At 56.9% G+C, this 13317-nt stretch carries 13 protein-coding genes; 10 read left to right on the top strand and 3 right to left on the bottom strand.

The features are described 5' to 3' along the window. Positions 1-21 precede the first annotated feature (21 nt). The 4 genes from lpdA to brnQ all read left to right on the top strand — a co-directional run bounded on the left by lpdA (position 22) and on the right by brnQ (position 5321). Positions 22-1458, top strand: coding sequence for a dihydrolipoyl dehydrogenase (gene lpdA, locus ACOYXJ_RS00985; protein ID WP_034156249.1), 1437 nt, complete (start codon positions 22-24; stop codon positions 1456-1458). 182 nt (positions 1459-1640) lie between these two features. Then, positions 1641-2807: an ADP-forming succinate--CoA ligase subunit beta gene (gene sucC, locus ACOYXJ_RS00980; protein ID WP_007919879.1), complete on the top strand. Its 1167-nt coding sequence runs from the start codon at positions 1641-1643 to the stop codon at positions 2805-2807. Further along, positions 2807-3688 (top strand): succinate--CoA ligase subunit alpha, encoded by an 882-nt coding sequence (gene sucD / locus ACOYXJ_RS00975; RefSeq protein ID WP_008082972.1) that lies wholly within the window; start codon positions 2807-2809, stop codon positions 3686-3688. Before sucC ends, sucD begins: the two co-directional genes overlap by 1 nt. A gap of 319 nt (positions 3689-4007) precedes the next feature. Further along, entirely contained in the window at positions 4008-5321 is a 1314-nt protein-coding gene (gene brnQ / locus ACOYXJ_RS00970; RefSeq protein ID WP_460367450.1) for a branched-chain amino acid transport system II carrier protein, read from the top strand. 95 nt (positions 5322-5416) lie between these two features. Here brnQ and ACOYXJ_RS00965 read toward each other — a convergent pair whose 3' ends face one another. Next, on the bottom strand, positions 5417-6643 hold the full coding sequence (locus ACOYXJ_RS00965) for an NHL repeat-containing protein (RefSeq protein ID WP_150794403.1): 1227 nt from the start codon (positions 6641-6643) through the stop codon (positions 5417-5419). Between the two features lie 233 nt (positions 6644-6876). Between ACOYXJ_RS00965 and ACOYXJ_RS00960 the strand changes: the two genes are divergently transcribed. After that, the gene (locus tag ACOYXJ_RS00960) at positions 6877-7614 is read left to right on the top strand and encodes a DUF599 domain-containing protein (RefSeq protein WP_095119943.1); all 738 of its coding nucleotides are present in this window, start codon (positions 6877-6879) and stop codon (positions 7612-7614) included. Then, the gene (locus ACOYXJ_RS00955) at positions 7614-8015 is read left to right on the top strand and encodes an MAPEG family protein (protein ID WP_460367447.1); all 402 of its coding nucleotides are present in this window, start codon (positions 7614-7616) and stop codon (positions 8013-8015) included. Before ACOYXJ_RS00960 ends, ACOYXJ_RS00955 begins: the two co-directional genes overlap by 1 nt. 77 nt (positions 8016-8092) lie before the next feature. Here ACOYXJ_RS00955 and ACOYXJ_RS00950 read toward each other — a convergent pair whose 3' ends face one another. Further along, the gene (locus ACOYXJ_RS00950; RefSeq protein ID WP_102900808.1) at positions 8093-8329 is read right to left on the bottom strand and encodes a hypothetical protein; all 237 of its coding nucleotides are present in this window, start codon (positions 8327-8329) and stop codon (positions 8093-8095) included. 158 nt (positions 8330-8487) lie between these two features. Between ACOYXJ_RS00950 and ACOYXJ_RS00945 the strand changes: the two genes are divergently transcribed. The 4 genes from ACOYXJ_RS00945 to ACOYXJ_RS00930 all read left to right on the top strand — a co-directional run bounded on the left by ACOYXJ_RS00945 (position 8488) and on the right by ACOYXJ_RS00930 (position 12197). Next, complete coding sequence (locus ACOYXJ_RS00945; protein WP_460367444.1) at positions 8488-8964, top strand: PaaI family thioesterase; 477 nt, start codon at positions 8488-8490, stop codon at positions 8962-8964. Continuing rightward, entirely contained in the window at positions 8961-9413 is a 453-nt protein-coding gene (locus ACOYXJ_RS00940; protein ID WP_460367442.1) for a PaaI family thioesterase, read from the top strand. The genes ACOYXJ_RS00945 and ACOYXJ_RS00940 overlap by 4 nt, the downstream gene beginning before the upstream one ends. A gap of 82 nt (positions 9414-9495) precedes the next feature. Continuing rightward, entirely contained in the window at positions 9496-11400 is a 1905-nt protein-coding gene (htpG, locus tag ACOYXJ_RS00935) for a molecular chaperone HtpG (protein WP_077572237.1), read from the top strand. A 68-nt stretch (positions 11401-11468) separates the two neighbouring features. Beyond that, positions 11469-12197, top strand: a complete 729-nt coding sequence (locus ACOYXJ_RS00930; protein WP_460367440.1) for a dienelactone hydrolase family protein — start codon at positions 11469-11471, stop codon at positions 12195-12197. A 217-nt stretch (positions 12198-12414) separates the two neighbouring features. Here ACOYXJ_RS00930 and ACOYXJ_RS00925 read toward each other — a convergent pair whose 3' ends face one another. Next, positions 12415-13281 (bottom strand): pirin family protein, encoded by an 867-nt coding sequence (locus ACOYXJ_RS00925; RefSeq protein WP_460367438.1) that lies wholly within the window; start codon positions 13279-13281, stop codon positions 12415-12417. Positions 13282-13317: the final 36 nt, after the last annotated feature.

Below are 13317 nucleotides of genomic sequence, written 5' to 3'. Positions count from 1 at the left end.
TCGCTAAAGAGGATTTTTTGAATGTCGCAGAAATTTGACGTAGTAGTGATCGGTGCTGGCCCTGGTGGCTACGTGGCTGCCATCAAGGCGGCGCAGCTGGGTCTGACCACTGCCTGCATCGAGAAGTACACCGACGCAGAAGGCAAGCAAGCCCTGGGCGGCACCTGCCTGAACGTGGGCTGCATTCCTTCCAAGGCGCTGCTCGACAGCTCCTGGAAATACAAGGAAGCGAAAGAAAGCTTCAATGTTCACGGTATCTCGACCGGCGAAGTCAAAATGGACGTCGCTGCGATGGTTGGCCGCAAGGCTGGCATCGTCAAGAACCTGACCGGCGGCGTTGCCACCCTGTTCAAGGCCAACGGCGTTACTTCGATTCAGGGCCACGGCAAACTGCTGGCTGGCAAGAAAGTCGAAGTCACCAAGCCAGACGGTTCGGTTGAAGTCATCGAAGCTGAAAACGTCATCCTGGCTCCAGGTTCGCGTCCGATCGACATTCCGCCGGCTCCGGTTGATCAGAAAGTCATCGTTGACTCGACTGGCGCACTGGAATTCCAGACCGTACCTAAGCGTCTGGGCGTGATCGGCGCTGGCGTGATCGGTCTGGAACTGGGTTCGGTGTGGTCGCGTCTGGGTTCGGAAGTGGTTGTTCTGGAAGCGCTGGATACTTTCCTGATGGCAGCGGACACCGCTGTTTCCAAGGAAGCCCTGAAAACCCTGACCAAACAGGGTCTGGACATCAAGCTGGGCGCTCGCGTGACCGGCTCGAAAGTGAACGGCGACGAAGTCGTTGTGAACTACACCGATGCCAACGGCGAACAGACCATCACGTTCGACAAGCTGATCGTAGCCGTTGGTCGCCGTCCGGTGACCACTGATCTGCTGGCTTCCGACAGCGGCGTGACCCTCGACGAGCGCGGTTTCGTGCACGTTGACGATCACTGCGCGACCACCGTACCGGGCGTTTTCGCCATTGGTGACGTGGTTCGCGGCATGATGCTGGCGCACAAGGCATCGGAAGAAGGCATCATGGTTGTCGAGCGCATCAAGGGCCACAAAGCCCAGATGAACTATGACCTGATCCCTTCGGTTATTTATACTCACCCGGAAATCGCGTGGGTTGGCAAAACCGAGCAGGCCTTGAAAGCTGAAGGCGTTGAAGTTAACGTCGGCACCTTCCCGTTCGCCGCTTCCGGCCGTGCCATGGCCGCCAACGATACCGGTGGTTTCGTCAAGGTCATCGCTGATGCCAAGACTGACCGCGTATTGGGCGTGCACGTGATTGGCCCGAGCGCTGCAGAACTGGTTCAGCAGGGCGCGATCGGTATGGAATTCGGCACCAGCGCTGAAGACCTGGGCATGATGGTTTTCTCCCATCCGACCCTGTCTGAAGCCTTGCACGAAGCTGCTCTGGCTGTGAATGGCGGCGCCATCCACATTGCCAACCGCAAGAAGCGTTAAGACACAATAAGAAACCACGGCGGTAACGGCCCGTCGTGAGCCTTGCGAGCAAGACTCACCGCGGAATGTCCGCTGGACGCAGTCTTGCGTAGCTCAGCTACGCAAGCAGCAGTCACAGGTGGCGCGGCACTCAAACGAGCGCAGCGCCGAATGCGCAGTACCTAACGAAGACGGTAAAAAGCATGAATCTTCACGAGTATCAGGGTAAGCAGCTGTTCGCTGAATACGGCCTGCCAGTTTCCACTGGTTACGCAGTAGACACCCCGGAAGCAGCAGCAGAAGCTTGCGACAAAATCGGCGGCAGCGAGTGGGTTGTCAAAGCCCAGGTCCACGCCGGTGGTCGCGGTAAAGCGGGCGGCGTCAAGCTGGTTCGCAGCAAAGAAGACGCCAAAGCCTTCGCACAGCAGTGGCTGGGCAAGCGTCTGGTGACTTACCAGACTGACGCCAATGGCCAGCCAGTCACCAAGATCCTGGTTGAATCGTGCACTGATATCGCTAAAGAGCTGTACCTGGGCGCTGTCGTTGACCGTTCGAGCCGTCGCATCGTGTTCATGGCTTCCACCGAAGGTGGCGTGGACATCGAGAAAATCGCTCACGACACTCCAGAAAAAATTCTCAAGGCCACTATCGATCCACTGGTTGGCGCTCAGCCATTCCAGGGTCGCGAGCTGGCATTCCAGCTGGGTCTGGAAGGCAAGCAGGTTGCTCAGTTCGCCAAGATCTTCGTAGGTCTGGCCAAACTGTTCAAGGATCACGACCTGGCTCTGCTGGAAGTGAACCCGCTGGTGATCAAGGCTGACGGCGATCTGCACTGCCTGGACGCCAAGATCAACATCGACGCCAACGCAATGTACCGTCAGCCTAAGCTGAAGACTTTCCACGATCCGTCGCAAGACGATCCGCGCGAAGCGCACGCTGCCAAGTTCGAACTGAACTATGTAGCACTGGAAGGCAACATCGGCTGCATGGTCAACGGTGCTGGCCTGGCCATGGGTACCATGGACATCGTCAACCTGCATGGCGGCAAGCCAGCCAACTTCCTCGACGTAGGTGGTGGCGCTACCAAAGAACGCGTAACTGAAGCGTTCAAGATCATCCTGTCCGACACCAACGTCGCTGCAGTACTGGTCAACATCTTCGGCGGCATCGTTCGCTGCGACATGATTGCCGAAGGCATCATCGGCGCTGTGAAAGAAGTCGGCGTGAAAATCCCGGTTGTTGTTCGCCTTGAAGGCAACAACGCTGAGCTGGGCGCTAAAGTACTGGCAGAAAGCGGTTTGAACATCATCGCTGCTACCAGCCTGACCGACGCTGCTCAACAAGTTGTCAAAGCTGCGGAGGGCAAATAATGAGCGTCCTGATCAATAAAGACACCAAAGTTATCTGCCAGGGTATTACCGGTTCGCAAGGTAGTTTCCACACCCAGCAAGCCATCGAATACGGCACCAAGATGGTTGGCGGCGTAACTCCAGGCAAAGGCGGCACCGAGCACCTGGGTCTGCCAGTGTTCAACACCGTTAAAGACGCAGTAGAAGCCACTGGCGCTACCGCTTCCGTGATCTACGTTCCGGCTCCTTTCTGCAAAGATTCGATCCTGGAAGCGGCATTCGGCGGCATCAAGCTGATCGTTTGCATCACCGAAGGCATTCCTACCCTGGACATGCTGGACGCTAAAGTTAAGTGCGACGAGCTGGGCGTAGTCCTGATCGGCCCTAACTGCCCAGGCGTTATCACTCCGGGCGAGTGCAAGATCGGCATCATGCCAGGTCACATTCACTTGCCAGGCAAAGTCGGTATCGTTTCGCGTTCCGGCACCCTGACCTACGAAGCTGTTAAGCAGACTACTGACGCCGGTTTCGGTCAGTCGACTTGCGTCGGCATCGGTGGTGACCCGATCCCGGGTTCGAACTTCATCGACATCCTGAAGCTGTTCCAGGAAGACCCGAAGACCGAAGCGATCGTGATGATCGGTGAGATCGGCGGTTCGGCTGAAGAAGAAGCGGCTGCCTACATCAAGGCACACGTGACCAAGCCGGTTGTTTCCTACATTGCTGGTGTGACTGCTCCTCCGGGCAAGCGCATGGGCCATGCTGGCGCAATCATCTCTGGCGGCAAAGGCACTGCAGACGAGAAATTCGCTGCTCTGCAAGACGCAGGCGTGAAAACCGTGCGTTCGCTGGCAGACATCGGCAAGGCCCTGGCCGAGCTGACCGGTTGGGCTGTCAAGTAAGCCTCGCGCTTAGCTGACGCTTCACCAAACAAAGGCCACCTTCGGGTGGCCTTTGTCGTTTCTGGCACTCGCTGATTTATAGGCTTGCCCCCAATTACATGCAAAAACGCGACACGGAAACGTCGCGTATCGGATAGTTCGCCCTCTAACAGTGCGTTTGCACAGCAAATTCGTTAGGCTAGCAGCCATTTTTGCGTCTGCCGCCCACAAGGCATGCAACGCGCTTTAAGGGTCAGTCCCATACGGATCGACAGCATTTCCCTAATTACACAGGGCAATCCCCCTCTAAATTCCGATTCAGTAGTGTGGTATTACCTTAATGAAAGTTTTGAAAGGTCAGGACATCCTGGCACTTGGCTTTATGACATTTGCCCTGTTCGTAGGGGCTGGCAACATTATCTTCCCGCCTATCGTTGGCTTGCAGGCCGGACCTCACGTCTGGATGGCTGCACTGGGCTTCCTGATCACCGCGGTCGGTCTGCCGGTGATCACCGTCGTTGCACTGGCCAAGGTCGGTGGGGCAATGGATGCGCTGAGCAGCCCGATCGGCAAGATCGCTGGCGGCATTCTGGCGGCAGCGTGCTACCTGGCAGTCGGCCCGTTGTTCGCCACTCCGCGTACCGCGACCGTATCCTTTGAAGTAGGCTTGGCGCCGCTGACCGGCGAAAGCCCGCTGGCACTTTTCCTCTACAGCTCGGTGTACTTCCTGCTGGTGTTCTTCATCTCGCTCTACCCTGGGCGTTTGCTGGACACCGTTGGCCGCTTCCTCGCGCCATTGAAGATCATCGCGCTGGCGGTCCTTGGTATCGCTGCATTCGCCTTGCCGGCGGGTGACATCGGCCATGGCACGCCTGAGTACGTGGCGGCACCGTTCTCCCAAGGGTTCATCAATGGTTACCTGACCATGGATACCTTGGGTGCACTGGTGTTCGGCATCGTCATCGTTAACGCGATCCGCTCCCGTGGCGTCGAGTCGCCGGCGCTGATCACCCGTTACGCGATCATCGCCGGGCTGATTGCCGGTGTCGGTCTGGCGCTGGTGTATGTCAGCCTGTTCCGCCTTGGTTCCGGCAGCCACGAAGTGGCAGCAGGCGCGACCAACGGCGCGGCGGTATTGCACGCCTACGTGCAACACACCTTCGGTTCGTTGGGCAGCGGTTTCCTCGCGGTGCTGATCTCGCTGGCGTGTCTGGTGACGGCGGTCGGTCTGACTTGTGCCTGTGCCGAATACTTCAGCCGTGTATTGCCACTGTCCTACAAGACTCTGGTGATCATTCTGGCGGCGTTCTCGCTGCTGGTGTCCAACCTGGGCCTGACCAAGCTGATTGCCTTCTCGATTCCGGTGCTGACCGCAATCTATCCGCCGTGCATCGTGTTGGTGGCGCTGAGCTTCTGCAAAGACTTCTGGCATGAGCACGGCCGTATCCTCGGTCCGGTGATGCTGGTGTCGTTCATCTTCGGCACCATCGACGCGCTGAAAGGCGCCGGTCTGGCCGGCTGGATGCCATCGCAGTTGGCGCACCTGCCGCTGAGCGAGCAGGGCCTGGCCTGGTTGGTGCCGTGTGTGATGACGCTGGTGGTTGCAGTGGTTTACGATCGCCTGCTGGGCAAGCGCAGCGAAGCGGTTGCCTGATGTTGCCTGACCCGCCATAAGCGGGTCTTCAACGCTTAAACAGAAATGCCCCGTATCAATCGATACGGGGCATTTTTTATGAAAGCTGATAATTCTCAGCCCTGATAACGTACGACCAGAGCCCCTAAATTGATGTTGTCGCTTGCGCGGCTCAGGAGTATTCGCTTGTCGGGCTGCACTGCCACCGAAATCCACTGCATACCAGGCCCCAGGTAGTGAGTAACGTATCCCTTGCCTTCACCAAAGGTTGTGTCCAGTTCACCTGTTGCCAGATAGCGGCAGGCGAGCATTTGCTCCCTCGTTCTTTGCCCTGTACCTCCCACCACGACCAGACCATCCTTGGGCTCCCCACTCAGATCGAACCAACTGCAACCGTCGGTTAATCCAAGATCAGTGACGATAGGCTTACCCTGATTGAATGCAATATTTGGTTTACCGTCCGGGTTGTACGCGGCCATCATTCCCCTGCGCCCTTTACCCCAAACGTCGTTAGGAGCGGTGTCGACTTCGCCGGCAACAAAAAAACTGCCGTCAGCACGTAGCATCAGGCTTCGTACGCTGGTCGGGTAATCAGATGGGAGGTAGACAGTTCCAGTGCCATCATCGCCGAAGTCTTCATCGGGCGTTCCATTTACATTCAGACGCACGATCACTCCGTTTCGAGAGGCCGCTGTCGTGCCTGCGACTGTGATGACTCCATTCTCAGCAACCGAAATCGAAGAGATGTTCGGTGCAATATCTAACCAGCCTTTGCCGTTAAAAGTGGTATCAAAAATTCCTTTCTGATCAAGTCTGAACAATCGGTTGCTTTGACCGACGAGAATTTTTTCATCAGCGGTCAGTACTACCCTGGTTCTGGAACTCGAGTCAGCGAAAGCCCCTGGTTTTGACGGTTGCGATTCGGGCTGCGGAAGGAAGGGGATGTAAACCGTTCCGAAAATGGCATCTCTTTTACCATCAATCAAGAATCTCGCGAGGGCAAAACGCGTCCCTTCGCCCTCATCATATTGGTACCCGAAAAGCAGTGCCTTTCCATCTTTATAGAGACAGGCACCACTCCCGCTGGCCTGACCCGAACCTGTAAACGTGCCAACGGTCAATCCGTTGTCGCCAAAGTCAGTATCGTTCTTACCGTTCGCAAGTAACTGCGCCAGATGAAAACTGGCCTTGCCTTGTACAAAGGTCTGTCCCACGAGAAAAATTTTCCCGTCCGGGCGCAGGCCTGCGATGCTCAAAGCCTGGCTTCCCAGAGCAAAAGAGTCGGTGTACCCCTGGTTACCAAATGTTGTGTCAATGGGCAGTGCAGCGTTCGAAGGCGTCATGATTGAGTCCTTGTATGGATAAGCGTGCCTGTCAGAATTCCCTCGTCAGAGACAACCTTATGCCCGCCTCAGCCTCGCTGCTACTGTCACAGTTGACAGGTATCAGCCTTCGCAAATTAATAGCGACGGTCTATTTTTGAAAAAATTCGACTGTCGAATGAGCGTGTCTTTTTGCGAGCCAATACGTCGAAACAGAGGTTTACCCCAATCACTCCTCATGCTCAGGAAAACGAATGTCGTTCATCCAAGCCAACCTGATTCACTTGCTCGCCGCCGTCTGGTTTGTCATCTGTTGGGGCGGTTATACCCGTTATGCCTCCTGGAAGGGCCGCGACACAGCGTGCCTGGCCAGTGTGCTGCACCTGTACCGCGAAGACTGGATGCGCCGCATGCTCCTGCGTGACAACCGCATTGCCGACGCCAGCGTGATCGGCAACCTTGAGCGCAACGCTTCGTTCTTCGCCTCAAGCACGCTGATTATCCTCGCCGGTATTCTCACCGTACTTGGCGCGTCCGAGCGGGCAGTGTCGTTGCTGGCAGACATTCCGATGGTGCAACAGGCGTCGCAGGGCATGTCGGAAATCAAGTTGCTGTGTCTGGCGATGGTGTTCGTCTACGCATTCTTCACCTTCAGTTGGTGTATGCGGCAGTACAACTTCGCGGCCGTGTTGGTTGGATCGGCGCCGATGATCGGGGAACGACATGTTTCCGAACAGGAGCGCAAGGCGTTCGCTGCGCGGGCGGCACGGGTGATTTCGATGGCGGCCAACCAGTTCAACTTCGGGCTGCGCTCTTACTACTTCGGCATGACCATGCTGGCCTGGTTTGTCAGCCCGTGGCTGTTCATGCTGATGAGCGCCGGGGTGGTATTGGTCTTGTACCGCCGCGAGTTTCATTCCGACGTTCTCGATGTAATGGTCTATACCCCTACAGAGGCGCCCATCCCCGAGGCGAACAAAGAGGCTGCTTGATGAGTATTCCGTTCTGGTGTGTGTTTATCAGTGCACTGATGATCTATATCGCGCGTATGCCGGTGGGCAAAGCGATGAAAGAGCAGGGGGGGTACAACAATCACCTGCCGCGCCAGCAACAGGCGCAACTGACCGGTTACGGTGCGAGGGCGCTGGCGGCTCACCAGAACAGTATCGAAGCTTTCATCCTGTTCGCAGTCGGTGTGTTGATGGCGCACACCACGCAAACGGCAGGCTGGCTGATCGATACATTGGCAATCATCTTCGTGATCGCGCGGATCCTCTACTTGTGGTTGTATCTGGCCGATCTGCCCAAGCTGCGCAGTCTGGTATGGCTAGTTGGTTTAGTCTGTTCGCTGTTGCTGATGATTAGTCCGACTTTTAGAACTGTCTTGCTCTAAGTCGAGCGTGCCGCTAAATGGCAGGCAAAAGAAAACCCGCACTTGGCGGGTTTTCTTTTTCTGCAGCAAAAAGCGAATTATTGCTTCTTGGCAGCTTCTTCTTGTGCGGCCTGGTTCGATTCAGCCTGAGCTTTGGCAGCTTCGGCGTTTTCTTTCGCAGCGTCGTTCACTTTATCCTGAGCTTTGTTCATGTCTTGCTGAGCTTGTTCAGCATGTTGGTTGGCATCTTGAGCTTTGTCCTCGGATTTTTTATCGCAGGCAGCGAGACCGAGGGAAGCGGTCAACATCAAGGCAATAGCAAAAGTCTTACGCATGGGGTGTTTCTCCTTATGGAAAATAACTACTGGCCTTAAGAACTCGGCGCTACAGGTTAAGTTCCTCATTTCTTTCAGATATATAAGTTTGTTTTTACACGGAACTTTTGCTGTTTTGCTTACTACTGGCAAAAGGCTCTAACGAGAGTAATTATCATATGGCCGAAAACCCCGTTTTTGAGCGTGCGACGCGATTTCTATCGGCGTTGCGTCACTGTCAGGTACTGGGTTTACAGGTGCACAGCGCCTCAAGCGAAGGGCTGACCGTGATCCTGCCGTACAGCCCACAAATCGTCGGCAACCCGGAAACCGGCGTGATTCATGGCGGCGCGATTACGGCGTTGATGGACACAGCCTGTGGCATGTCGACGTTGTGCGTGCTGCCGGAATTCGAGGTTTGCCCGACGCTCGACCTGCGCATCGATTACATGCACGCCGCGGTGCCGAATAAAGCGGTGTATGGCTTCGCTCAGTGCTATCGGGTGACCACCGATGTGATCTTCGCCCGCGGCTTCGCTTACCAGGATGATCCCGAGCAGCCCATCGCCCATGTTGTCGGCACCTTCATGCGCATGGGCAAGGGCCTTAGAGGCACCAAAGGTTTCGGCGGCGCGATCAAGGGAGAAAGTCGGTGAGCGAAGACCTCAAGCAACAACTGCAACAGGCCCATGCGGAAGGCGACTATGCGCCGTTGCTGAAAATGATCCCGTACGCCGGTCTGATCGGCATTGAATGTTCGCGCGTTGGCGATGAACTGTTGTTCAAGCTGCCGGCGAACAAGGACAACATTGGTAACCCTTTATTGCCGGCCATCCACGGCGGGGTGATTGCCGGATTCATGGAGCTGGCTGCTGCCCTGCATCTGTTGATTTTCACCGGCGCGCCCGGCGTGCCGAAGATTATCGATTTCTCCCTTGATTACCTGCGCGCCGGGCAGTTTCGCGACACCTGGGCCAGATGTCAGGTCTGCCGCCAGGGCAGGCGAGTCGCCAACGTCGCCATCACCGCCTGGCAAAGCACCGAAGGCGAACCGATTGCCACCGCTCGTGCACACTTCAAAATCGATGAGCCCTTGAAATCCTGAACAGCGCCCCAAACTCACAAGACAACCCGCCGCCGACCATTTCGGGTCGCGGCCACTGCCATCTGATTGGAGTTTGATGACCATGAGTGTGGAAACTCAAAAGGAAACCCTGGGCTTCCAGACCGAGGTAAAGCAGCTGCTGCACCTCATGATCCATTCGCTGTATTCCAACAAGGAAATTTTCCTTCGCGAATTGATCTCGAACGCCTCTGACGCTGTCGACAAGCTGCGCTTCGAAGCCCTGGCCAAGCCAGAGTTGCTCGAAGGTGGCGCTGATCTGAAAATCCGTGTGAGCTTCGACAAGGACGCCAAGACCGTCACCCTCGAAGACAACGGTATCGGCATGAACCGTGACGATGTGATCACCCACCTGGGGACCATCGCCAAATCCGGCACCGCTGATTTCATGAAAAATCTCTCGGGCGATCAGAAGAAAGATTCGCACCTGATCGGTCAGTTCGGTGTGGGCTTCTACTCTGCGTTCATCGTTGCCGACCAGGTTGACGTATACAGCCGTCGCGCCGGCACCCCGGCCAGCGAAGGCGTGCACTGGTCGTCGAAAGGCGAGGGCGAGTTCGAAGTCGCCACCATCGACAAACCAGAGCGCGGCACCCGTATCGTTCTGCACCTGAAAGCGGCAGAAGACGAATTCGCTGATGGCTGGCGGTTGCGCAACATCATCAAGAAGTACTCCGACCACATCGCTTTGCCGATCGAGCTGCCGAAAGAAGCTGCAGCTGCCGAAGGCGAAGAAGCCCCGGCCGTTGAGTGGGAAACCGTCAACCGCGCCAGCGCTCTGTGGACCCGTCCGCGCACTGAAGTGAAGGACGAGGAATACCAGGAGTTCTACAAGCACATCGCTCACGACTTTGAAAACCCGCTGGCCTGGAGCCACAACAAAGTCGAAGGCAAGCTTGAGTACAGCTCGCTGCTGTACGTGCCGGCTCGCGCACCGTTCGATCTGTACCAGCGTGAAGCGCCGAAAGGCCTGAAGCTTTACGTGCAACGCGTGTTCGTCATGGATCAGGCTGAGTCCTTCCTGCCGCTGTACCTGCGCTTCATCAAAGGCGTGGTCGATTCCAATGATCTGTCGCTGAACGTGTCGCGCGAGATCCTTCAGAAAGACCCGATTATCGATTCGATGAAGACCGCGCTGACCAAGCGCGTGCTCGACATGCTGGAAAAACTGGCGAAAAACGAGCCTGAGCAATACAAAGGCTTCTGGAAGAACTTCGGTCAGGTCATGAAAGAAGGCCCGGCAGAAGACTTCGCCAACAAGGAAAAAATTGCCGGTCTGTTGCGTTTCGCATCGACCAACGGCGACGAAGGCGAGCAGATCGTTGGTCTGGCTGACTACCTGGCACGCGCCAAGGAAGGTCAGGACAAGATCTACTACCTCACCGGCGAAACCTACGCGCAGGTCAAGAACAGCCCGCACCTGGAAGTCTTCCGCAAGAAAGGCATCGAAGTGCTGCTGCTGACCGACCGTATCGACGAGTGGCTGATGAGCTACCTCAGCGAGTTCGACGGCAAGACCTTTGTCGACGTGGCACGTGGTGATCTTGATCTGGGCAACCTGGACTCGGAAGAGGACAAGAAAGCTGCGGAAGAAGTCGCCAAGTCCAAAGAAGGTCTGGTCGAGCGTCTGAAAACCGCGCTGGGCGATTCCGTGGCGGAAGTTCGGGTTTCCCATCGTCTGACCGATTCGCCGGCCATTCTGGCCATCGGCGAGCAGGATCTGGGTCTGCAAATGCGCCAGATCCTCGAAGCCAGCGGTCAGAAGGTTCCGGATTCGAAGCCGATCTTCGAATTCAACCCAAGCCACCCGCTGATCGAGAAACTCGATGGCGAGCAGAGCGAAGAGCGTTTTGGCGACCTGTCGCACATCCTCTTTGACCAGGCTGCGCTGGCGGCGGGTGACAGCTTGAAAGATCCGGCGGCGTATGTGCGCCGTCTGAACAAGCTGCTGGTTGAACTGTCGGTTTAACCAAGTCGTAGAAAAACCCGCTTCGGCGGGTTTTTTCATTCTGGTGTTTAACCAATCAGGAGTCAGAAATGAGCCAAGTCACTGTACGTTCCGTGGTCTATCAAATTGACGGCCAGCCTTATGAAGGTCGTCTGGCGTTCGATGCCGAGCATAAGGGCGCGCGTCCGGGTTTGTTGATGGCGCCGAACTGGATGGGCGTCAGCGCCGGTGCAGAAGAGATCGCCAAGTCGGTGGCGGCCAAGGGCTACGTGGTGTTGATTGCTGACGTCTACGGTCAGGCTGTGCGTCCGCAGAATGCTGATCAGGCGGGTGCGGCGATGATGCCGCTGAAGGATGACCGTGCGTTGCTGCGCAAGCGTATGCAAGCGGCGTTCGAGCAGTTGCAGAAGCAGGGCGAAGCGGCGGTGGATACTTCGAAGCTGGCGGTGTTTGGGTTCTGCTTTGGCGGTTGCTGTGCACTGGATCTGGCGCGCACCGGTGCGCCGGTGAAGGCCGCGGTGTCGTTCCACGGTACGCTGGATTCGCCGAACCCGGCGGATGCGCAGAACATCAAGGGCGCGGTGCTGGTGCTGCACGGTGCTGCCGATCCATTGGTGCCGAAAGAGCAGTTGCCGGCGTTTGAAGACGAGATGAATGCGGCGAAGGTCGATTGGCAGTTGCTGAGCTACGGCGGTGCGGTGCACTCGTTCACTGACCCGCATGCGAATGTGCCGGGCAAGATGATGTACGACGAGAAAACCGCCAAGCGCGCGTTCAAGTCGATGCATGATTTGCTGGATGAAGTGTTCAAGGGCTAAAAGCCTGAAAAGCAAAAGCCCCTCACCCTAACCCTCTCCCAAAGGGAGAGGGGACTGATTGGGGGATGCTTGAGGGTAACGCCGACCTGAAAGGGCTGTGCTGAATCCATAATCGCCAAGATTTTTCAGGTCGATGTATTACCCCGGACACCTCGGTCGGCTCCTTCTCCCTATGGGCGGTCCGACGTTTCGGGAGGGCTGGGGTGAGGGTAGCTTTTCAGCGCGGCAACTCGATCCGCTCAACTTCCCCCGGCACCGTCGGCCAGTCCCCGTTCGCCCATTTGCGCCGCGCCTCATCAATCGCCGCCGGATCGCTCGCGACAAAATTCCAGTTGATCCGCCGCGGCCCGTCCAGCGGCGCGCCGCCGAACACCACCGCGTGCACATCGCTCTCGGCAAACAGGCTCATCTCTTCACCAACCGGCAGCACCACCAGCGCATGCGGCTCGATCGCCTCGCCATTCAGCTGCGCATCCCCACTCAGCACATAAACCGCCCGCTCTTCATGCTCGGTCGGAATCAGCAAAGTGGTCGCGGTCTGCATCTTCACTTCCGCATATAAGGTAGGAGAAAGCACCGGCACCGGCGATTCCAGGCAAAAGCCTGACCCGGCAATCATGCGGATCTGTACGCCAAGGTTATCGCTGACCGGCAATGTCGCTGCCGGATGATGGCTGTAATGTCCCGGGCCTTGCTCGTGATCCTTGGGCGACGCCAGCCAGATCTGTAAGCCATGCATAGTGAAACTCTGATCCCACAGCGGTTCCGGCGTGCGTTCAACATGCGCAATCGCGCTGCCAGCGGTCATCCAGCTGACATCACCGGCGCCGACCACCTGATCGGAGCCCAGGCTGTCCTTGTGCTGGATTTGTCCTTGGAACAGATATGTCAGCGTCGACAGACCGATGTGCGGATGCTGTCGGATGTTCATGCCTTTGCCCGTCGGATAAACCGTCTCGAGCATGTGATCAAAAAACACGAACGGCCCAACGCTGCGGCATTTGGCTGACGGCAAGGGGCGCAGAATCGGCTGGCCTTCGACGTCTTCGGCGCGCGGGCGGATGATCAGAGGTTGCGTGTCCATGGTGCATTCCAGGCTGAGCGGGTGATGCCAGAAGCA

It is taken from the genome of Pseudomonas sp. Tul2A7 (assembly GCF_054790505.1).
Note: the sequence above shows the minus strand (reverse complement) of the source record. Positions and strands in the feature narration are given on the sequence as shown.